The sequence below is a fragment of the Paenibacillus sp. OK076 genome, from assembly GCF_900110055.1.
In the GTDB taxonomy this organism is placed as follows: domain Bacteria; phylum Bacillota; class Bacilli; order Paenibacillales; family Paenibacillaceae; genus Paenibacillus.
Genome location: NZ_FOCH01000001.1, coordinates 2,987,103 through 3,009,612 on the forward strand (window position 1 = coordinate 2,987,103; position 22,510 = coordinate 3,009,612).

The 22,510-nt window shown below is 45.8% G+C and carries 19 protein-coding genes; 3 read left to right on the top strand and 16 right to left on the bottom strand.

Features of this window, described 5'->3' with window-relative positions; all coding sequences use genetic code 11:
* Positions 1 to 108: 108 nt before the first annotated feature.
* Genes BMY78_RS13145 through BMY78_RS13165 form a run of 5 tightly spaced genes read right to left on the bottom strand, consistent with a single transcriptional unit; the run spans position 109 to position 4,502 of the window.
* Positions 109 to 1,104: a tyrosine-protein phosphatase gene (locus BMY78_RS13145; protein ID WP_090899135.1), complete on the bottom strand. Its 996-nt coding sequence runs from the start codon at positions 1,102 to 1,104 to the stop codon at positions 109 to 111.
* Positions 1,105 to 1,148: 44 nt separating this feature from the next.
* A complete protein-coding gene (gene phnE / locus BMY78_RS13150; protein WP_090899138.1) occupies positions 1,149 to 1,988 on the bottom strand; it encodes a phosphonate ABC transporter, permease protein PhnE in 840 nt (279 codons plus the stop codon).
* The gene (gene phnE / locus BMY78_RS13155; RefSeq protein ID WP_090899141.1) at positions 1,985 to 2,776 is read right to left on the bottom strand and encodes a phosphonate ABC transporter, permease protein PhnE; all 792 of its coding nucleotides are present in this window, start codon (positions 2,774 to 2,776) and stop codon (positions 1,985 to 1,987) included. Before phnE (BMY78_RS13155) ends, phnE (BMY78_RS13150) begins: the two co-directional genes overlap by 4 nt.
* A 1-nt stretch (position 2,777) precedes the next feature.
* On the bottom strand, positions 2,778 to 3,545 hold the full coding sequence (gene phnC / locus BMY78_RS13160; protein ID WP_090899144.1) for a phosphonate ABC transporter ATP-binding protein: 768 nt from the start codon (positions 3,543 to 3,545) through the stop codon (positions 2,778 to 2,780).
* A gap of 33 nt (positions 3,546 to 3,578) precedes the next feature.
* Positions 3,579 to 4,502 carry a phosphate/phosphite/phosphonate ABC transporter substrate-binding protein gene (locus BMY78_RS13165; protein WP_090899147.1) on the bottom strand — a complete coding sequence of 308 codons (924 nt, stop codon included), beginning with the start codon at positions 4,500 to 4,502 and terminating at the stop codon, positions 3,579 to 3,581.
* Between the two features lie 212 nt (positions 4,503 to 4,714).
* Here BMY78_RS13165 and BMY78_RS13170 point away from each other — a divergent pair, with 212 nt between their 5' ends.
* A complete protein-coding gene (locus BMY78_RS13170) occupies positions 4,715 to 5,368 on the top strand; it encodes a GntR family transcriptional regulator (RefSeq protein WP_090899149.1) in 654 nt (217 codons plus the stop codon).
* Between the two features lie 243 nt (positions 5,369 to 5,611).
* On the opposite strand, the gene BMY78_RS13175 is transcribed toward BMY78_RS13170, so the two are convergent.
* Positions 5,612 to 6,040, bottom strand: a complete 429-nt coding sequence (locus BMY78_RS13175) for a MarR family winged helix-turn-helix transcriptional regulator (protein WP_090899152.1) — start codon at positions 6,038 to 6,040, stop codon at positions 5,612 to 5,614.
* 157 nt (positions 6,041 to 6,197) lie between these two features.
* Between BMY78_RS13175 and BMY78_RS13180 the strand changes: the two genes are divergently transcribed.
* The gene (locus BMY78_RS13180) at positions 6,198 to 7,508 is read left to right on the top strand and encodes an amidohydrolase family protein (protein WP_090899155.1); all 1,311 of its coding nucleotides are present in this window, start codon (positions 6,198 to 6,200) and stop codon (positions 7,506 to 7,508) included.
* A 172-nt stretch (positions 7,509 to 7,680) separates the two neighbouring features.
* Here BMY78_RS13180 and BMY78_RS13185 read toward each other — a convergent pair whose 3' ends face one another.
* The 9 genes from BMY78_RS13185 to BMY78_RS13225 form a co-directional block, all read right to left on the bottom strand.
* On the bottom strand, positions 7,681 to 8,667 hold the full coding sequence (locus tag BMY78_RS13185) for a glycoside hydrolase family 43 protein (RefSeq protein ID WP_090899158.1): 987 nt from the start codon (positions 8,665 to 8,667) through the stop codon (positions 7,681 to 7,683).
* Positions 8,668 to 8,750: 83 nt separating this feature from the next.
* Positions 8,751 to 9,773 (bottom strand): endo-1,4-beta-xylanase, encoded by a 1,023-nt coding sequence (locus BMY78_RS13190; RefSeq protein ID WP_177185734.1) that lies wholly within the window; start codon positions 9,771 to 9,773, stop codon positions 8,751 to 8,753.
* A 50-nt stretch (positions 9,774 to 9,823) separates the two neighbouring features.
* A complete protein-coding gene (locus BMY78_RS13195; protein WP_090899161.1) occupies positions 9,824 to 11,380 on the bottom strand; it encodes a glycoside hydrolase family 43 protein in 1,557 nt (518 codons plus the stop codon).
* A complete protein-coding gene (locus tag BMY78_RS13200; protein WP_090899164.1) occupies positions 11,381 to 12,334 on the bottom strand; it encodes a carbohydrate ABC transporter permease in 954 nt (317 codons plus the stop codon).
* Complete coding sequence (locus BMY78_RS13205) at positions 12,334 to 13,299, bottom strand: ABC transporter permease (protein ID WP_090899167.1); 966 nt, start codon at positions 13,297 to 13,299, stop codon at positions 12,334 to 12,336. The genes BMY78_RS13200 and BMY78_RS13205 overlap by 1 nt, the downstream gene beginning before the upstream one ends.
* 105 nt (positions 13,300 to 13,404) lie before the next feature.
* On the bottom strand, positions 13,405 to 15,078 hold the full coding sequence (locus BMY78_RS13210; RefSeq protein ID WP_090899169.1) for a type 2 periplasmic-binding domain-containing protein: 1,674 nt from the start codon (positions 15,076 to 15,078) through the stop codon (positions 13,405 to 13,407).
* 226 nt (positions 15,079 to 15,304) lie between these two features.
* Positions 15,305 to 16,843 (bottom strand): response regulator transcription factor, encoded by a 1,539-nt coding sequence (locus BMY78_RS13215; RefSeq protein WP_090899172.1) that lies wholly within the window; start codon positions 16,841 to 16,843, stop codon positions 15,305 to 15,307.
* A complete protein-coding gene (locus tag BMY78_RS13220; RefSeq protein WP_256222096.1) occupies positions 16,833 to 18,656 on the bottom strand; it encodes a sensor histidine kinase in 1,824 nt (607 codons plus the stop codon). The genes BMY78_RS13215 and BMY78_RS13220 overlap by 11 nt, the downstream gene beginning before the upstream one ends.
* A 42-nt stretch (positions 18,657 to 18,698) precedes the next feature.
* Positions 18,699 to 20,225, bottom strand: a complete 1,527-nt coding sequence (locus BMY78_RS13225; protein ID WP_090899178.1) for a response regulator transcription factor — start codon at positions 20,223 to 20,225, stop codon at positions 18,699 to 18,701.
* 465 nt (positions 20,226 to 20,690) lie between these two features.
* Between BMY78_RS13225 and BMY78_RS13230 the strand changes: the two genes are divergently transcribed.
* The gene (locus BMY78_RS13230; protein ID WP_090899181.1) at positions 20,691 to 21,110 is read left to right on the top strand and encodes a CBO0543 family protein; all 420 of its coding nucleotides are present in this window, start codon (positions 20,691 to 20,693) and stop codon (positions 21,108 to 21,110) included.
* Positions 21,111 to 21,181: 71 nt separating this feature from the next.
* Here BMY78_RS13230 and BMY78_RS13235 read toward each other — a convergent pair whose 3' ends face one another.
* Positions 21,182 to 22,468 (bottom strand): cellulase-like family protein, encoded by a 1,287-nt coding sequence (locus tag BMY78_RS13235; protein ID WP_090899184.1) that lies wholly within the window; start codon positions 22,466 to 22,468, stop codon positions 21,182 to 21,184.
* Positions 22,469 to 22,510 lie beyond the last annotated feature (42 nt).

Below are 22,510 nucleotides of genomic sequence, written 5' to 3' on the forward strand. Positions count from 1 at the left end.
GGCTTTTTAATGTGTTTAAATACGATCTATAATAAACCAGTGTGAATAAGCTTAAACTATCCCACTCATTAGTTCAATCTACTGGTATGCATAGCGTTAAATCTACTATCAAACTAAATATCTATTTTGAAGCGAATTTCTTTCTTGCTCCGTAATGCCAAGTCCCTCGTGAAGATATTTTTCGAAAGAACCATAGTTCTCATCAATGGCCTCAAGCGCAGCCTGTATAAAGGCTGCTTTCATCATATCCGGAATATTGCCCTCTAATTCAGGCATCTGGTCCATATACACTTTGTTAGTATCCGACAGGAATCGCTGCATAAGCCCGTCCACCGCTAGATTCGTTAGCTCGTAGTCTTCAATAACTACCTCCCGAGGTACGCCCAAGGTAAGAAGGATAACTGCACATACTACACCTGTCCGATCTTTACCTGCGGCGCAGTGGAACAAGGAGGTGCTGCGACCTTCTTTTAATAGCTCCTGAAGGATAAGCGAACATTTTTCCGTATTTAAAATCATAGCTTTATAGCCTACGTTTAAGTCAAACGCAATCTTCTGCATTTCTTCCGGGTTTGCTTCTGCCATAAAAGGAATGTTCGAGTTCATTGCTCTTCCGATTACAGGGCTTGGACGACTCGCCACTTCGAATTCGCTACGCAGATCACAAACCCAATCTATGCCGAGAGCTTCAGTAGTCTGAAGATCCTGGTCACTGAGCTCATACAGATCAGCAGAACGCAGCAGCATGCCCCATCGGGTAGTTCGTCCATCTTCTGTGTGATATCCGCCCATATCACGGAAATTAATAATGCCATCCGTATAAATCATACGATCTTGTATCGTAGACACAGAACCGTCCTTGAACTTCACTTGATAATAGCTGCGGCCAGGCGACAGTGTTCTTGTAAAAGTTGCTCCAATAGGCTCGATATGTACCTCGAGCAGTGTACTGCTGAGTTCATCGAATTCCGGCTGATTGGAATGGTAGATCGCCTCTGCTTCTACATTCTCTGCAGCATTCCAAACAAGGGTAATTACGTTATTGTCGCTGTATTTTGCCTGTACTAGTGGACCTTGTAAAAGTGGTTTAAATGTTGACATCATATTTCCTCCTCATAGAGCTTTCGCTTCTGTGATGATATTTCAACTTAGTTCTGTCGTATTTTGAGTTTCATTTTATAGCGGTTTGCCACGAATTCAACACTGAATACCATAACAAAAACGACCAAGCCCACAAACAAAGCGGCTGCGAAATTGTATGATTTCATCGCATGAGTCATTTCATATCCGATACCGCCCGCACCAACTGCGCCGAGAATAGTAGATTCAGCGATACCTCCTTCCAGTTGCAGCACACACCAGGCAATGAAGGCTGTTTTTACGGTTGGCAAAATGCCTTGCATGACAATTTGCAGCCAGCTGGCACCGGTAGACTGCATAGCTTCGAGCACGCCTTTGTCCATTTCTTCAAGGGACTGGGCAAACACCTTAACAAGCATGCCTGATGCAGAAACGGCAATTGCAAGAACACCGGGAAGCGGTCCAAGACCGACGGACACGATAAATATAAGAGCCCACACGATTGTAGGAATCGCCCGAAGCAGAGATGCAGCGCTTAGGATGATCCAGGCGATCATTGGATGTGGCGTCAAATTGCTCGCAGCTAAAAAGGACAGGAAGAAAGCGACGACAATCCCCAGCACCGATCCGATAATGGCGACTTGCAACGATTCTATGGCAGCAAGCAAAACATGGCGCCAAGCCGAGACATCAGGAGGAAACATGGTACCCATGTAACCGCCAAGCTTCGTAAAGCCTTGTGCGATTTTGGAATAGTCGAAATGAAGCTGAACAAGACTGAACACAAACAGAACGGCGATAAGCGGCAGCCCCATCGTAACCAGCTTGTTTTTTTTCGGCTTAGGCGGTTCTGCCATTGAAGTGAGCACAGTAAAGGATGGTTTAAAATCATTCATTTGCATACTCATATAATTCGCTCCCTTACGCGATTGGTGATCATTTCAACGATGAGGACGATAACGAGCACGAGTAGAACCGCCATGCTTGCTTCTTGGTACTGGAACAATTTCAATTTCGATTGCAAAATAAATCCAAGACCTCCGCCTCCAACCATTCCGACAATCGTAGAGGCGCGTACGTTGATTTCAAAGTTGTACAGGCTCCAGCCGATAAATCCGGGTAAGAATTGAGGAACTACAGCTTGAGACAACACTTGAAAATAACTCCCACCAGCCGCCCGAACGGCTTCCACCTGCCCCATGTCAATCTCTTCAAGCACCTCGGCAAAGGAACGAGTCAGCATACCGATCGAGATTAGAATCAGGGACATCGTGCCAACAACTGCACCCAATCCGAATGCTGCCACCAGCAAAATGGTCCAGATGAGTACCGGAATATTCCGAAACAGCGAGGTAGCTGCTCGAACACCTATTTGCAGGTAAGGATGAGGACTTGTTGTTGCCGCTGCAAGAAAAGACAACATCCCCGCGATAACCGATCCAATTACCATCGCAACCACACTCATATAAAGGGTCTGCAAGGCAGGTTCAATAAGCTGGGAAAGCGATGAAAAATCAGGTGGAAGAAAATCGAAAAATATAAAACGGAAGCTTTCACCTATCCCCGAGAACAGGGCACCAAACGAAAATTCTGCACCTATTGATGACCAAATAATGAGACCCAGTAACACAATAAAAAACAATATCGTCTGAGCACGTTTCATTTTTCGGGCGGATTGTATCTGTACCGCATTCATGTCAGGCTGTCTCCTTCACTTTAGGACTGGTCTGGTTGTAGATTAGCCGGATCATATCGTCCGTAAGCTCTTCGGGTGTTCCGTCAAATACCTTCGTCCCCTTATGGATACCAATAATACGAGTAGCGTATTTCTTGGCGATATCCACCTGATGCAAATTGCATAGGCAGGCAATCCCTTCCTCTTTGCAGATCGTATACAAATAATGCATAATCGTCTCCGAGGAAGCAGGGTCCAGACTCGCTATGGGTTCATCCGCCAGAATCAAATCCGGTTTTTGGGAGAGAGCCCGGGCTATGCCCACCCTCTGCTGCTGACCACCACTAAGCTCATCTGCCCGCTTGTACATCTGCTCAAATAGGCCGACACGCTGCAGCATCCCCTTCGCGGCTTCCGTATCTGCTTTGGAGTATAAGCCCAGGGCTCCCTTAAATGCATTCATGTATCCTAATCGGCCATGAAGTACGTTTTTAAGAACAGACACACGAGTAACAAGATTGTATCCCTGAAAAATCATGCCCATGTGGCGACGCAGTTCACGCAGCTTTTTGCCTTTGATTCCTACGGTTTCACGGCCTTTAAACTGGATCTTTCCGTTGGTTGGTTCGATCATGCGGTTCAGGCTGCGCAGCAGTGTACTCTTCCCCGCACCGCTTGGTCCAATAACAACGACGAACTCACCTTGGTTGATCTGCAGGTTTATGTTATCGAGCGCTTTTGTTCTGTCGGGATATACTTTAGATAACCCTTCCACTTGTAAAAGTGTCATAATAAAATCCTCCTTATCTCTCATTTCTGAAATCTACTTTCTCAGCAGCTCCTCAGGAGACATATCGAGATCTTTGGCAACCTGTCGAATCGGATCAAAGTCACTATCACTTCCTTCTACAAAACGGGCGGCCCCAACACTTTCCAAGAAACCAGGATTTTTCGTGTGATATTCCAGCATAAGCTCACGCAGTTGTTTAACTAATTCCTCTGGCAAGTCTTGACGATATAGCAATGGTGCTCCTCCAACGATAGGGTCGGATTCAGCAATGACGCGGAAATCTTCCTCTTTTACCAGTCCCGACTCTGCCATCATTGGCAGCATGAGACTCGATGTACCGATCGCGTCAGTACTGCCGTTAGCCAATGCAAGCAGCGATTTGTCATGTCCACCTGAGAACGCTACACTGCCAAAAAAGGAATCCAATTCTTTATTCGATAAACCAAGCTCTTTCATCAGTGTGGCACGTGGATACAAATTTCCCGAGGTTGATGCCGGATCTGCAAATAAGAAATCCTTTCCTTTAAGATCTTTTACGCTTTGATAAGGGGAGTCATTACGGACAAGGATTACCGTATTGGATTGTTGATCACTCTCAGACCGAACGAGCAGTTTCGCATTGGCGCGTTCCGTAGCGATGATGTACCCGAATGGTCCGATTAGTCCGATTTCGATCTTGCCTGCACGCAGGGCTTCAATAACCATGTTATAATCTTCAGCTACAAATATTTCAGCAGGGATACCGGTTGCTTCGGTAATATCTTTTGCAAGTTGTTCCTGTGAACGGTTCATCTCGCCTTCTTCGCTTGGCATAATTCCGATTCGAATCACTTCCGGCATTCCAGCCTCACCTTCGCTTGAATTTGCGGTGGTTCCACAACCAGACAGGATGACAAGCACGAGCACAAGAGAAAAAATCAAACCTAGATGACCTTTGCGTTTATTCGTTTCCAACATGTGAGCCTCCTAAAATCGATGTTTTGACTTATCGGTACACAAGTAGGATACAAGTTGAATGTAAGAAGAATGTGTCACAATATCAGGAAATTTGTAAAATGTTCAGATAGGTTGCAGCCCCTCTTCATGTACTGTTACTATGGAATAGCACAGATTAGTTTTAAGAAGACTGGTAAAGTGAATCTACGTCAGGATAGAAGGGAAATACATATATGAAAACAAACTCGCTGGCAGATACAGCTTATCTGCTTCTTCGTGAACGAATGGTTAGCGGCGAGCTAATGCCGGGAACATTGCTTTCAGAGAATGAACTGGCAGAAGAATTTCAAATGAGCCGAACACCCGTCCGTCATGCTATAGCCCGTCTTGAATCGGAAGGATATATTGTTGCGCTCAAAAATCGTGGAGTGCTCGTCAAGGAAGTGAGCGTAATTGAATTTCTTGATCTCAATGAACAAATTCAATCGATGCTCTTTTACTGTTTTCAGGCAATGAAAGATGAGAAAAGAGACATTAATGTCAATCTCGAATCACTTTCTGTCCATGTGGAATTACAACGGGTCGCAGAACAAAATAATGACTATGCCTCTTATATAGAGCATCATTTTTTATTTATGCGAGAAATTCTAGCATCACTCGGAAACGGCGTAATGCTCAGTACATTTGATTCCTTTAAAGATAAGCTGTGTATGTATGCCATCGTACGTTTCAAGCTTACTCCTCATATCAAACATTATAGTGCCATTGGGATTAATAGGGATACGCTGAAGGCATTGTCGAATCAGGATTATGACTCCGCACAGGAAGTTGTGCTATCGCTCACACGTCTTTCCAGAGAACGAATGCTCACATCTGGTCATTTTTAATAACTGTGGGAGACGTGTAAAAGGGGCCGAGATGACATTTTATGGTAAACCATAATGTCATCTCGGCCCCTTTTCATTTTTTGCATGCAGTAACGAGCTTTCACTAAGGCTGAGTTTAGTCCGACCCGTTCTATCTGGGGTCACTTTGCCGGTCGTGGGATCAATAGGCGGATAATCATTTCATTGACGATAACCAGAGACGGTTGTTGGAGCGCAATACAAGCGAATTAAATATCGCCTTCTTTATATCGTCTCATTAATTTTGATCAATAATTTCTTTAATACTTGCCTCTCTTCGTCGGTAAGGACTTGAACGATTTCTTCCTCCACCTTTTGGAAAGAGTCTTGGAAGTCTTCAATCAGTTCAACCGCTTTTGGCAGTACGTATATGTTTTTTTGTCGTTCATTATTGGCAGGGATTTTACGCTCGATTAACCCTTTTTGCTCTAGAGCTTGAAGCATACTTGTAATGCTGGGCCGACTTAGATGAAACCGATCTGCGAGATCCATTTGAATAATATGACTATTTTGGTTTTCGTAAATATAATCGATTACTTTCCCTTGTTGAGCGTTTAAGCCCAGCTCTTTTATACTCTCGTCCGCTCTTTTCTTTAACTTAAGACCGATAATCTGAAATAAATCCAGATAAGGTGTTTCCTTTCGGGATTTCATAATCGTCCCCCCAGTGATTGTTAGGAATCTAATTGTAAGTAAATAAACTATACAGCGATCCTATTGGCTTGTCAAAAAAACATTAGCTTGTTGACAGTTAGAAAACTAACAGTTATGATTCGAATTGTTCACAAACAAACACTTGGGAGGATTTCAAATGGAGAAGGTAACTCAAAATGCTGCGTTAGAACAAGTTACGGCGATTACAAATGTACGTATCTTTGATGGAGAGCAAATCATTGCGCCCAGACATGTCGTCATTAAAGGGGAGTCTATCGTTTCAGTCGGTGGAGACCTTCCGGATGATGCAACGATTATCGATGGAGAAAATGCGACTTTAATGCCTGGTCTGATTGATGCGCATGTCCACACTTCCATCGGCGGTTTACGAGATGCTCTAAAATTCGGCGTTACCACTGAACTCGAAATGAACGGTGATTTTACTAAACGAGGGCGCGAAATTCAATTGAAAAACGTGAATGACATCGCAGATGTCCGTTCTGCTGGCACAGCGATCACCGCTCCGGGCGGACATCCGGATGAATTACTTCCGGATGGAGATGAAATACCTGAATTTGTATTAAAGGAACTAGAGAAGTTATCGGAAGAAGATCGCGAAGCAATGTTAGCTGCATACGCTCACGATCACGATGAAATACCGCAAGTGACAACAGTCGAAGAAGCGATTAAACATGTCCATACCCAAGTAGAGAATGGGGCCGACTATATTAAGATCATGATTGAAGAAGGAACAGTCATGGGTGCACCTGGCCTGCCTGTATTAACCGATGAGATTCTAAAAACAGCCGTGACCGAAGCCCACAAGTTCGAGAAGCTGGTCATCGCCCACGTCTTGACGGCCCTTTCATCGCAACAAGCCATTGATTTTGGGGTCGACGGTTTGGGCCACTTGTTTATCGACAGACCGGAGTACACCTCCGAGTTAGTGAAATCCATAGCTGGTTCAGGCGCTTTTGTTACACCGTGCTTGGTGTTGAATTCATCGATTATCGGAAATCCGGCATCCGACTTGGCCAATGATCCCCGTGTTCATTCCAAATTAAGCCCAGACTGGATCGATATTTTGAACTCAAGCTTCAATACGTTCCCTCAGGGCAATATGGAGAACAGCTTTCAGAATGTGATGGACCTTCACCGAGCCGGTGTTGATATTCTGGTAGGGACGGATGTCGCGCCAGTTCCCGTTCCAAACCTTGGCGGCCTTGCTCATGGGGCAAGTGTCCACCATGAAATGCAGCTGCTGGTCAAGGCTGGGTTCACTCCGATCGAAGCTCTTCAGTCGGCCACTTCGAAACCGGCCCGTTGCTTTGGACTTCACGATCGCGGCCGTATTACCGAAGGTGCGCGTGCTGATCTTATTCTCGTAGATGGTGATCCAACCACTGATATCTCGGATACCTTGTCGATCAAATCCGTGTGGTTTAACGGTTCGCAGCAACCAGGTTAATCTGATTCAACCTACTTGCATAATAAAACTAAAACTCCGTGCTTTGGCACGGAGTTTTAGTTAATTTAATTGCTTTATAGAATCTTTCCCGATTACAACTGTAAGGTACGATACAATATCACTGCTGTTTCAGCACGGATCCACGGTTAAGTGAAAGACACGGGGTCCCATTTCACTTCTCTGGGTATGGTTCAATCATGCGAATGGTGCCATCCGGGTTGTACGTCAACTCGGCAAATTTTACGCAGCGCTTGTAATCGATGCCGCCGGAAAGGGAGCAGTCGTGATAAAACAAATACCACTTCTCCCGGAATTGTACAATCGAATGATGCGTTGTCCAGCCCATGACCGGAGGCAAAATCGTGCCTTGGAACGTAAACGGCCCCATGGGATTGTCACCGATGGCGTACACCAGCTTGTGCGTCGTTCCTGTGGAGTAAGACAGATAATATTTCCCGTTATACTTGTGCATCCATGGTCCTTCAAAATATCTGCGATCCTCGTCCCCAGCCGTCAGCGGCTTTCCTTCCTGATCCACGATGGATATCTCCAACGCCTCCGACGCCATTGAGAGCATATCTTCACTCAACTTCGCAACTCTTGGTCCGATCGCCGGAGCATCTGGAGCAGGTCCTTCCGCATGTTCGATGTAGCTTCCAGTCTGATATTTCTCCAACTGTCCACCCCACAACCCGCCAAAGAACATATAAGCCTGCTCATCATCGTCCACGAACACAGCGGGATCAATGCTGAAACTTCCCTGAATATATTGCTCTTCCGGCTTGAATGGTCCTGCCGGAGAAGAAGACGTAGCCACGCCAATGCGGAAAATGCCATCATGATCCCGAGCCGGGAAAAACAAATAATAGGTGCCTTTTCTATACGCAGCATCCGGGGCCCACATCTGACTGGACGCCCAAGGGACATCCTTCACATGCAGTGCTTCGCCATGATCCGTCACGGGTGAATCTATATCCGCCATAGACAGCACATGATAATCCTCCATCTTGTACTGATCTCCGTTGTCATTCACCGGACCGTCGTGATCCAGATCATGGGATGGATAAATATAAATGCGATCCTCGAACACATGCGCTGAAGGATCAGCAGTGAATATATGCGTAACTAAAGGTTGATGCGGTTTAGGCAATTCGCTCATACAAATAGCTCCTTCCAAAAGATATGCAGCCTCGGACAGTTCTTCGAGACTGCTAGGGGTTAAACGATATTAATCCGTTCACCTCACTTGGGTACAGCGATTCGCGCAACGCGCTGATAGGCTTCCTTCGGACGATGAAGCTCATCGAACAGGAATGGCCAGTTTTTACGCCCTCGGACAGGGAAATTATCGAGCCAGGTGTAATCATCGGCAGCCCCCCAGAAGGTCACAGCGCTAATATGTTCCTTATATTCGTGGAGAAGGCGGAAGATAGATTCGTATCGCTCAGCTTGCAATTCCAGCATTTCTTGCGATGGCTGAACGAGATCTGTACGCCTGTCTTCAAAGCGAAATACCGACACATCCAGTTCGGTGAGTTGAAGCTGCAGGCCAAGCTGCGCATACCGCTCAATCGCGGCGCGCATATCTTCCAGGGACGGATCATACAGATTCCAGTGTGCCTGCAGACCAACGCCATGAATCGGCACGCCTTGATCGAGTAATGAACGAACAAGCCGATAGATGCGTTCCCGCTTATGCGGATCAGATTCGTTATAATCGTTATAGAATAACAGCGCCTGCGGATCTGCTTCATGGGCGAATTCGAACGCTTTGGCAATAAAATCCTCTCCGGCGATATCCAGCCATTTGGATGGGCGCAGGAATGCGTTTTCGTCATCCGCATCATCGGATATAACCTCGTTTACAACATCCCAAGCATAGATAACGTCCTTATATCTGCCAACGACGGTTTGAATGTGAGCCTTCAATCGCTCCAGCAATACACTTCGCTCCACCTGTCCCCCAGTTTCATTCTCGAACAGCCAATCCGGAGTCTGGTTGTGCCAGACCAGCGTGTGACCGCGCAGCGCCATGCCCTGCTCTCTGGCAAAAGAAGCGATGATATCCGCATCCTCAAACGTATACCGTTCCTGCTGTGGATGCACACTGGAGAATTTCATTTCATTTTCTGCCGTCAGGCTGTTGAAGTGATAGGCAAGCAATGAACGCTGGCTTTCAATCGTCTTCGGATTCACCGCTGCTCCAATGTGGAACGCATCCTTGTACAATTCCTTCAGTGGTGCCTCTTCTCGAAACGAACTCATGATTTCCCTCCTCTGAATTCCCTTTTTCGCATCGTTTATTAGCGACTGAATCAGACTGAGTACTCGAACCAATCAAAATACGCAGGTGTGCTGCTTGCCTGACCATTGCCGGTAGCATATAGTCCGACCACCGATCCGGTAAAGCACATTTTGTGTACAAAATCCTCCGGAGATATGGCACGTGCCGAGCCTGCACACAAGAATGTCCAGTCCTGTCCATCCTCAGAATATATCAATCTGTATTCCTTCTCTGTCGATTCAATTCGAAGCCATAACTGCTCCGTCCCAATCTCGCGCTCATGCACCATGTTCGACTCTCCTCGCACCGTTAAGCGAGCAAAGAGTACGTTTCGCCCATCCAACCTGCTTATGCCAAGCTCATAGTGTGCATCCTCATCCCGTCGAACGCACAGTCCCGCTTCTTCTCCATCCGCAACCGGCATGAATGTCAGACAGGTCGTAAAGCTGGCATGAATATGCTGCTGCCTGCGGCCAACAAACGTAATCTGACCTACGTCCCCAAGCCCTCCTGCCTGACCATACAGCGTTAGGAAACCTGGTTTTTCCGTAAGCGAGCATGTCCCTTCTGAAGGGTTGCGCACAAACATCCATTGCGGCCCAAGTTCTCCGTCGAATTCGTCCCTTCCGACAACGATGGCTGTATGACTCTGGGACAAAGAAGGTGATGCCATTGGCAAACGCTGGACCTTCATATCCAGACTCACTATTCCTTCATTGTTATCAATGTGGGGCCACCCATCGTTCCAGACGACCGGTGCGAGAAAGGTTTCACGTCCAAGCACGCTATACCCGTCCTCCGTCAAACGCACGCCAAGGAAAACGGCCCACCAGTCTCCTTGATGATCCTCCACCAGATCGGCATGACCCAAATACTGAATGGGATGATCCAGATGGCGATGGGTCAGGATGGGCTCAGGATAGCGTTCGAACGGACCATAAGGTCGATCGCTTCGACCGATGATCTCACGATGCTCCTTCGCCGTCCCGCCTGAAGCAGACATCATATAATACAACCCATTGATTTTGTATAGATGCGGTCCTTCGGTCCATGGCCCTCCATCCCCATGCCAGACAACTTGTGGTTCAGAGAGCGCCTCACCTGTGGTGATGTCAATCTCGTACTGGATGGCATGAGAATCGTAATCGGCGCCTTGTTGAGCGGTCACGTATACTTTGCCGTCGTCGTCAAAAAACAGAGAAGGGTCGATTCCACCAAATGGAATGCGAATTGGATCGGACCAGGGGCCTGCAGGGTCGGTTGCCGTCACGTAGAAATTGCCGATGCCTCTCACATCTGTCGTAATCATATAAAATGTACCTTTATGGTAACGCAGTGCAGGAGCATAAATCCCGTCCGAGCTTTTCTGTCCGGTCAAATCCAGCTGGCTGACCCGGTCCAATACATTACCAATCTGCTCCCAGTGAATCAGATCCCGGCTCCGAAAGATCGGCACTCCGGGAAAGTACTCAAATGAACTGCAAATGAGGTAAAAATATTCTTCCGCCTTCACGATGCTGGGATCCGGATAGAATCCGGGAAGAATCGGATTGGCATAACGGATCAGTTGTGATTGAATCTGTGACATCTATTCCTTCACACTCCCTACATTTAGTCCAACGACAAAGTATTTTTGCATAAACGGATACACCAGCAAGATCGGAACAGAAGCGACAATTGTAACAGCAGCACGAATGGAAATTGGCGTTACCTGTGTTGAATGCTCCACCCCCACACCGTTGGCAACGGAAGGATTACTGTTGGCGTTCATACTGGAAGACAACAGCTTCATCAGTTCGTATTGCAATGTGCTGAGCTCTTGACGTGATGACGTGTACAGAAATGCATCGAACCAGGAATTCCACGCGCCGACCGCGACAAAGAGCGCAATAGTCGCCAGCACAGGTTTGCACAGTGGAAAAATAATTCTCCAGAAAATTCTGAAATCTCCTGCTCCGTCGATTTTGGCTGATTCAATCAAGCTTTCGGGGATCGTGTATATATAAGTACGAATGACGATCAGGTTAAACGCACTAATCAATGAAGGCAGGACATACACCCAGAAGGAATTAATCAAATGCAGATCCTTCATCAGGAAGTACCCCGGAATTAGCCCTGCATTGAAATACATCGTCAGCACAAAAATGGTAGTAATCAGCTTGCGGAAAATATAATCACGCCGACTCAGCGTGTAAGCCAGCATGGTGGTCAAGAAAATGTTCAGAATGGTAGATAGTACTGTACGTGCAACGGAAACCAAAAATGCGTTATAGATTGTGCCTGATGCAAATACGGCTTTGTAATTCTGCATGGTGAAATCGCGGGGCCACAAATATAAGCCTCCTCGAATGGTGTCATTCCCTGCATTAAACGAAACCACAATCGTGTTCAAAAATGGATACAACGTCACAATTACCAACAGAACCATGAAGATCGTGTTAAAGGTATTGAACAGAAACGGTTCAATGCCTCTGCCACCCGGGCGGCGAACGGAAAGCGCCGCTGTATTTCCTAAACCAGACAATGGTGTTTTTTTCGTCATTATAACAGCCTCTCTTCCCCAAGCCGCTTGGCGGTCCAATTCGCTACAAGTAACATTGTAATGCTGACCACGGTCTTGAATATTCCGCCTGCAGTTGCGAGCGAATAGTTGCCCTGTGCAATCCCGTATTTGAGCACGAAGATATCAATCGTTTCTGCCCAGTCAACAACCAACCCGTTACCCAGCAAATACTGAACCTCGAAGCCAGCTTCTAGAATATGTCCAATCGACATAATCAACAGGATGACAATGGTAGGCTTGATTCCTGGCAAGGTGACATTCCACATTTTTTGATATCGATTGGCTCCATCAATATCGGCAGCTTCATACTGTGCCGGATCAATAGAGGCCATGGCCGCCAAATAAATAATGGTGCTCCATCCGACTTCTTTCCAAATATGAGAACTTGCAACAACGCCCCAGAAATACTTCCCTTCCGTCAGCCACAAGATCGGCTCGTTGATTAAGTGCAGTTTCATGAGGATATCGTTGATAATGCCGTCAGAAGCAAGCGATGTCGCTACGATGCCGGTAACGATAATCCATGATAAGAAGTGAGGAAGATAAGAGATGGTTTGTACCGTCCGCTTCCACATGATCTTCTTGATCTCATTGAGTAACAAGGCCAAAACGATGGCTGTAACGAAACCTAAAATCATGTTGATGATACTCATGGCAAGCGTATTGCGAAGCACGCGCAAGAAATTGTCATCAGTGAACAAAAATTGAAAATGCTTGAACCCTACCCACGTTTGTTGCGAGAAACTTCTGGCCGGTTTGTAATCCTGAAAGGCCATCGTCCAACCCCAGACAGGTACATAAGCAAAGATGATAATGTACGCAAGCAGAGGAACCGACATCCATATGAGCTGTCTCTGTGCTTTGATATTTTGCCAAGTAATCCGCCTAATTTTCGGTTTTTTCTTCGGGCGGAGCGGCTTGGTACCCACTACAATTTCCTCCATAATATCAGGCTCCTATCCATCTTTATATTGAAAGGAATAACGTCCAGCGATATGTTCTTCAAAAAATCAGGAAGGAAGGTATCCTTCCTTCCTGACAGCAATTTCTTACTTTACAGACCAGTTATCGATTCTCCACTGCAATACTTCATTGATACGATCTTCATACGTTTTGATATCCAGCTTTTGAATTTCGGAAACGTATTCGCTCCATACACTGTCGAATTCAGACGTGTTAGCCAAAATCGCTTTCGGCAAATATTTGGTTGACAACTCGTTCAACTTCGTATTGGCAATCTTGGCTGGAGATCCCTCTACCACATCGACAGACCAAGCAGGGTAAGTCACCGGATTCTCTGGTGGAGCACTGAAGAAATCGACATAGCTTTTGAAACCGTAGGCGTCCAAAACTTCCTTATCAAACGGTCTCAAGCTGGCTTGATATTCTTCCGGCTGATTGCTTGCTGAAGTCGCGTTGCCATCGCTGAAGTAACCTTCCATCTTCGGTGCGGTTCCATAGAAAGCATCTGCTTTATTGGCCAGTTTCCAGGCAGCATCTGCTGCATTGTCGCGCTGCTCTTGTGTCTTCATGAAGCGGCCTTCTTCATTGACATAATAGTCTTCATCCACAATGCCCCAAGTGAGTGTTTTCTGCCATTCTTCCTCCATCAGTTTGTCGAGCACTTTGAGGATTTTTACAGGGTCTTTGGCACTCACGGTAATACCGAAACCATTGTTGAGATTCAGTGCTGCGCGGTCACGATAATAGTCTTTGGTGCTGCTGTCATACACAAGCGGGAAACCTACATAAGTGCGTTCAATTTTGTCTTGCGTTATAAGTGAATCTTCCGCGCTTTGGAAATTCCAGTGTTGATCGAACATGCCGAGTACGGCCCCACTGGACAATTTGGCCATATATTGGTCGTAGTTCTGTGCAAACGCTTCCTTATCAAGCAAGCCTTGGGCATTGATTTCATTTAGCTTCTGATAGTATTTTTTGGCATAATCCTTGTCTGCAAAGATCTCTGCCTTGCCATCGTTGACGACCACTCCACCATCATTCGGATGACCGATCAAATGCTGCGGCGGGTTCAGCAAGCCCCAGTTTTTCCAATCATAGTTCAATACCTCGAAACCGACTGTCGGTTTGCCGTCAATAGTTGGATACTTTTCCTTGTATTTCGCGATCAAGTCAAAGTATTCGTCCAGTGTTTTTGGCGTCGGATAACCGAACTCTTTCAACACGGCTTTTTGAATCCAAAAGGCAGGTCCGCTGTAGTAAGTATCCGCCACTTCGCCGTTGTATGCGCCGTAGTTTGGCAGGTAGTAAATGTGTCCATCGTTAGGGTCCTTCATCTGATTCCAGTACTTCTCATAGTGCTTCTTCAGATTAGGCGCATGCTCCTCGATCAGGTCTTCCAACGGAATGACCGAGCCGGCTGCTGTCAGCTTGGTATCCGCAGAGATGAGATCCGGATAATCTCCTCCTGCAATCATGACGCCGAGCTTCTGGTTTTTGTCGCCGGCCAAAAATTCAAATTTGAATGTAACGCCAAGCTCATCTTTGATTTTTTTGTAAATTTTGTTGTCAGCAGTTGGCTGTTGTCCGGCCTCGTTCAGGAATACCGAGATTTCTAACGGATTGTCAGCCCCCACCTCACTACCTTTACTGCTCTCTTCTCCGCTGCCTGAATTGCCACTTGAGCAACCTGCTAGCACAACGCTCAACGACAATAACAACGTTGCCCCCATACGGAAGAATGATTTTTTGTTGTCCCCCATAAAGCACCTCCAAAGTTTGGTCTTACTGCATGAAAGCCCTTTCATTTGAATAATTTAATTATAAATTTACATCTACATGGAAACTATATTCGAATTATAGCTCTTTCCGAGAAAAGCTCAGGTTTTCTTATCATATCTTGAAATGGTTAAACTTCAGAGCAATGCTTCCTGACATATCAAGAAAAACTTCTACGATACGCGGTCTGGCTTCCTAGAAGGTACGTTGCTAGACGTTTTTCTTATATTCGGTAGGAGACATTCCCATGCGTTTCTCAAACTGTTTTAAAAAATGATGGTAATTGGCGTATCCAACCTTTTCCGAGACCTCGCTATTTTTGTACTGATTCATCTGTAGCAACCGACATGCCTCCTCAACCCTCAGGTTATGAAGCAGTTCATTGAAGCCGATTCCATTTTTGCGTATCAACAGTTGCCCTAAGTAAGCCGGATGCAGGAAGAAACGTTCAGACAGCATCTTAATCGTCAATGCCTCCCGGAAATGCGCATGTATGTAGTCGTTGATATCCTGCACAATACCCTGCGCTTCGAATACGCTCTCTTTAAGCAATAACTCAAAGCAGACTCTACCGCACGAATGCAGCATGCCGATCAAATCATCAAAGGTTAACAGTGCTTCATCCAGATCCGGGATTTCGAACAAACGGTAATTCTCTGAATCTTCAGCCATTTGCGCCCTCATGTAAGCCCGAATTTCATGAAGAAGGTAAATTACAAATTTCCGAGCCTCATCCGGATGGACCCGCATCTGTCGAAAAGATTGCTCTATAAACTCCACAGCGGACTGGTAGTTATTGTAATCAATGAGCTGAAGTGCTCCCAGCACTCGCTCAATCAGTTCAACCTGTTGGTAATGCCTTTGAAAATCATGGTTCTGGAGATCGGTATAATCCAATATGCTGTTCCCTTCCACTTCATAAAAGGCGTGCAGCAGCGCCTTCTCTGCTGTTATACGGGAGTTGCTGATGTGATGAAGAGAGGATTCGGTTGAGCCAATCGCCATATATGTACGAAAGCCCGCCAGACGGCGAGCCAGTGCTTCTAATTGTTTTCTTAAATTGTCGCTCGTTCTCTGCGGCCCGGGGGAAACATCGCCGAACACAATAGATACGAGATCATTTCGCATACGAATGATATAAATAACATGCCGTCCGTTCATAACCTCTGAAGCAAGACTGCTCCACTGGCCAAAGTCTTTCTCCGACACCTGAACCAGGCAGACATTCCAGGATTCAGCTGACCGGGACAGTGAGTCCATTAATTGAGTCCCTTCTGCTGACAGCACTTTGCCTAATAAAGCCTCCTTCATTGTCAAAATCTCCTGCTCTCTCAATGCGATCTGCCCAATATAAAGCTGCTCTTGCTCCTTCATCAGTTCCTTGCCCATCATACGAATTTCGGACTCCGCCTGTTCCTCGTCCAATGGCTTTAAGAGATAACCGGAAACTTTGAATTTAAGCGCTTTTCGCGCAAACTCAAAATCGCTGTACCCCGTAAGAATAATGAACTTGGTCGACCAGTTACCTCTACGCCGCCATTCTTCAATCATTTCAAGTCCATTCATGATTGGCATATGAATATCCACCACAACAAGATCGGGCTTTAGCTCTTCCATTCGTTTTAATCCTTCCGCACCATTGCCGCACAAAGCGCCTACCTCAAAGCCAAGACTTTCCCATGGAATCACCAGCTCCAAGCCCTCTAGCGCCCATGGTTCATCATCAATCAGCAGCACTTTAAATGCCATTGTCTCTACCTCCCTCTTTACCCTGATGCTCTAGCAGTTGCAACGGGATTTCGAATGAGACCTCTGTCCCCTCACCTATTCTGCTCACCAGGTTAAAATTCACTTTATCGTCATAATACAATTCAAGACGGCGATATACGTTACGTATGCCAATATTACTCTCCCCGCTCTCCTCCTTGCTTCGCATATGATACAGAACCTCTTGTAACCGTTCCTTGTTCATGCCCTTACCATTATCAGATACAACGACGCGCAGGCGCTCGCTCACAACTTCCGCTTTAATTTTCACATAGCCGAGCCCCTCAATAGCCTGAATTCCGTGTTTACATGCATTCTCGGCCAATTGCTGGATACTCATTTTGGGAATTCTATACTGACTCGCCTCATCGCTAATATCAATGTAAAATTCAAACTTGTCTCGAAAACGGAATTTTTCAATTCCCAGATACATGACCGTAAAACTCATCTCTTCTTCCAGGGTGACCACATCGTCCTTCCAATTCAACAGACGGCGAAGCAGCTTGGATAGGTCCTTGATAATATCCTTAACATCCGCATAATTGTTTTTGGTGCTGACCACCAGCAGCGCATTGAGCGTATTGAATAAAAAATGGGGATTCATTTGGCTTTGCAGCAAATTCAGCTCAGCGCGAATGCGCTCAGCTTCCTGGCTCCGCTGCTGAATTTCAAGCTTGTACACATTATTGATCAAGGAATGGATCTGTGCGGTCATCATATTGAAATTACGAATCAGATGACCTATTTCATCCTGTCCACCATCAATGTTGATCAGATCAAATTTCTCGTTACCCACCTTTTGCATATGTCTGGACAGACGCTTCACTCGATAATTGTATGAACGCAGCATGACATAGATGAAGATGGAGGTAACCAAAGTAATGATACCGGCCAGCATGCCGTAATATAGTTTCATGGAAAGCATTGCTTGTTTGACACGTGTTTCCTGAGGCACGCCAATGAGCTTCCAACCTTTCACATAGCTGGCATTGCCAATCGGGACGATATGTAGGTCCTGGTCTGCCGCCTTGCTCGTATCGAATAACGCATAATCACTACCTACCTCGCCCTGATACTTGTCATCTGTGGACACGATAATTTGATTCTCGGCGTTGACCAGATACAGGTCCAGCGAACTTTTCTCTCTTGCAATAACGTCATAGAACCGATTCAGGTAAAAATCAATGCGCACCAACTTCTTGTAAGAGTTGTCTGCGTTGTAATAGTCCATTTTTTCAATCACGCTAAAATAAGACGAGGTCGCCGCGCGATCATTCACCGCCTGATCGCGATAAGCGAGCACACTTAGTGTTTCCCCTGCCTTTTCCCATTGTCTGTACCAGGCACTGGTTTTCATTGAGCTGCCCAGATAATAATAGTCCCCTCCTGACACAATGGTTGGGTTATCCGTGTAGATGCCGATTCGCTGAATCTGATTGTTCACGGGAATATAGGAAGTCATCCGATGGCGCAGCTGTTCGTCGAATGTATTGTAGAAATCCAGCTGGCCATTGTATACACGATCCATAGATTCAGACAACAGCTTGTCCGTGATTAAGGCGTGACTGACAGCTACCCCCCCGTCAATCATGGTGTGAATATCCTTTCTGGCCCGCCCCAGTGAGATTTGCAAATTCTGTTCTTCCCGCTCCTTGATTAGCCCCGACATCCGATCCATGAACAAATAATTGCTTGCTATGATTGGAAGCAAAATACCAAAAACATAGATCAGCATAAACTTGTAGTTCAAAGGAATATCGTTCACGATGCCGCGAAATCGGATTTTTTTAAGCATATCTTCCATCGCCATCCTTCATTTGTTACTTGTCGAGTGTATCTACAGTTGTTTCCGGTATGCAGAAGGAGCCATCCCCGTCATTCGTTTGAACTGACTTACAAAATAATCGGCATTGGGGTACCCTGAATGGACCGCAACTTCGGCTATGCTGGAACAGCTCTGACGAAGCAGCCTCTTGGCTTCCTCGATCCGTTTATCATTCAGATATTCCCGAAAAGACTTACCCGTCTGCTGTTTGAAGGCTTGCCCCAAATAGTTGGCATTCATATGAAATTTCTGTGCAAGTTCCTGGAGCTGCAGCTTCTCCCGAAACTCCTGGTTAACATATTGCACCACACGAAAAATCGTGCTGCATTCTTTTTCTTTCCGCTGCTCCTGAAGAGCTCTCAAAGCGTTGAGACTTAATATAAGCGCATATTCCCGAAATGCAGGATAAGAGTCAATATCGGTTAAGCCTCCTAACATAGGTTGCAACTGCAACACAAACCTGTCAACATCTCCATCCAGCTCCTTCAGCTGCTTGAGAACTCCCATTTCAAGGGCGAGCAATTGTACACGAACATATTCTATATCCGACACAGGTAACCCCCGGTCTGGATTCGCAAGCAGCTCTTGCACGCCTCTCTCCAGCCCATCCTCTTCACCTGTTAAAATAGTTCTAAACAGATTAGTCAAAGCTTTTTGGTTTACGGTTGCGATGCTACCATTTCGTGGCAAATCTTGATCGTGAAAAATACCGCTCCCTTTCTGATAACGCTTCCATTTTAGCGTAGATAATGCTTTTTCATATACCGTCCGCATAGCGCCTACTCCACCTGAATGATATCCAAATGCCATAATGATCGATGCATGATCGGAGTACATCTCAAACAGGTTTCCCCCTAACCTCTCAAGCCAGCTCAAAGAATCTTCAATTTCAGCAGCAAACACACCCATTCTTCCTTCAGCATCCATAAAAAATTCATAGTGATGATCGCTTGCAAAACGCTGTACGTGTGACTGTATTTCCTCATTGCATGAATCCGTCTCAATTAAAAGACAGGCCATGTTCTCATGACCCTCCATTTGCAATAAACTTTCCACTTCGGCTTGCAGTTCGCTGCTGTCCTCCCCTTGAAACAGGCGGTTGAACAAACAATTTACATATAAAGTACGCTCGTGTTGATGCAATTTCTCTGAGACAAGCTCGTTCTGAATTTTAAGACTCATCTGTTCTAATACGTTTTCAATCTCAACCTCATCAATGGGTTTGAGTAAATAATCCTCCACACGCTGTTCCAGCGCTGTTTTTGCATAATCGAAGCTATCGTATCCGCTTAATATGACAAATCGCGGCGGTTTGGCTAGTTTTTGCATCGAACGGCCAATCAGCTCAAGTCCACTAACGGAAGGCATATGAATATCTGTAAATACCAGGTCTGGCTGAAGATCCTCAATAATGGCCCAAGCAGCATTTCCGTTCTCGGCCTCTCCACAAATTTGAAAACCGTATTTGTTCCAATTTACCATTGTTCGTAGACCTTCCAGTACCCATGGCTCATCATCCACCAACAAAACATTCATCATTCTTGTTTCCCCCCGTTAATAGTGATGAATAATCTGCTTTTAACTTGGACAAAAACATTAATCTCTCTGTTTCAATTATATGTCAGCGTTCTCCTCGAAATTAAGATATTTAATCATCATAACTTCCTAGTAAAGAATACCAATACTTCAAGCCAATAAACAATACTTTTTAAAGAAAATGCTTTAATTTGAACAGCCATGTCTATAAGCAAGAATGTTGATTAACTTACCAAATGGATCACGGACATAGAAATCGACGAACTCCCCAAGGCTCATTCCCTTCAATGAGGAAGCTCTCCCTTAATTTACATTATCATCTAGTACCATGTTATTCAATCGACAAAAAGGCTAACCAGAAGATTCTGGCTAACCCTGATCATGCAAAAGTAGGATGTATCCCTTATGAAATCATAAATATGGTGAATACTAAGAAATTATGCAAATGAAAACGCTGGGAGTGATTCGATGCTGGGGAATGTCATGTTTGGTTTAGTTATCCCCATCTTAATTGGTGGATGGATTTTACGTAGAAACTTCAACATCCTCTTAGCTTATTATCCGCTGGGAGTAGCCACCTCTGCTTGTTTAAACAGTGCGGGCTTCAATTTTTTCTGGAATATCCTTCCGAACACCCGGAACCAATCATATGCGGCGCTCCCTTTCGATTTAGGGATATACCCTATTGCGGGATGCCTCATGATATACATGATTCTTGAAAAAAAGGCCAAGTCGTGGCTAGCCATTCTAATCACATCTTTTACATTAACGCTGCTCGAATGGGTGGCTAAAGAAATGGGAAGAGTTATCTATTTTAATGGCTGGAACATATATTGGACTTTTTTTTCTTATTTTCTTCCTTTAGTCGTAGTGTACGAATATAGTTAAGTATTCCCTCTGATGTACGACGTTTCTGATAAGAGGCGCAGATCAAGTTTGGTTCCTGCCTAATATAACTGCTATTTCGAATCAAGAATATAGCGGTTCCATTTCTGTTGCCAGGCGATATCATCCCAGAATGGATGATGCGGTGCACAGTTAGAGCATAGAGTCATTCCCCAGAAGCCCAGAGCCATTCCTTTTCGCAGCGCGTACTCTGCAATAAATTTCCCCACAGGCCCCTCCTCGAATCCCGCTAACAGCGGCGTATAACCAACGTATCCTTCCCCTATAACGACTGGCAACCCGGAATGAGCCGCCCATTCATGAGCTTCCTCCAAGCGCATATCTGCCTTTTGCAGCATTGCCAGCTTATGTTTACTGTAATTGTCATATAAAAAAAGATCCCATCGGTCTGGCTCCACCCAGTCATGCAGATAAAGCAGTCTAAGCCCTACCGGATTTCCTTCCATCCTCCATTCTTGGCCACGGGGTAGCGAGTACTCTTCAAATGGAGGCGCATCCTCACTCAAGAGCGATTGGACGAATGCGCCGGGAAAAGGTGCCTGGTCACCCTCAAGTCCTGCCGCTTCGGTTAATTCACTCAATACCCCTTTGATATAGAGATGAAAATGCGCAACCTGTAAATTTCCCGCTACATAGGATTTGGGATAGGCTTCATTTAGTGTATAGCTTGCTGTCATCAGAATATCCGGGTGCACACTTCTAAGATAACCTATGGCTTCTTCAATGTAAGGCTGCATGGCTTCCACCAGAGCCGGCACATTGGACGGGACAATACCTTGAGCAGTTCCAACGGCAGTCAATTGCCCAAACTCCACCTCATTATGCAGCTCTGCGTAGATGATCTGTTCATCGTATCCTTCCTCTTTTAGATATCGGATAAGCTGATCCATAGACTTGGCAATAGCCATAAACCGCTTCTCCGGAGCGATGGCGGCCAGTTCGTCGCGCAACCCGGGAAAGGCAAGGAAGCTTGGGCTCTGCTGATATTCCCACGAAGACAGCATGATATAACAGCCATGGGCCTTGGCCTGTCTGAACAACTCCAGCAAATGAGCATGCCCATCCAGCTCAGCCCCGCCCCGGCAGTTGTACCAGCGTGTCCGCTGTCCAATCTCACCAAGACTACCGAAGTGTAACGGGCCCGGCCGCTTGCCTTCCGCCGTAAACAATAAGAAGGGCATCGCACAGATTCGGATTGTATTGTAGCCTCTCTCCACCGCTTCCTTAAATCTCGTCTCTAGGTCGCTGTATGGTTCTCCCGGTAAGGTCATGGTGTACCAGGAGAAATCCCACATTGTGATGGTTAGTTTGCTCGGTAACCTGCTAAGCGCTACATCCATTATCATTACACCCTCTTTTTAGTTTTTAGCTATACAGATTTC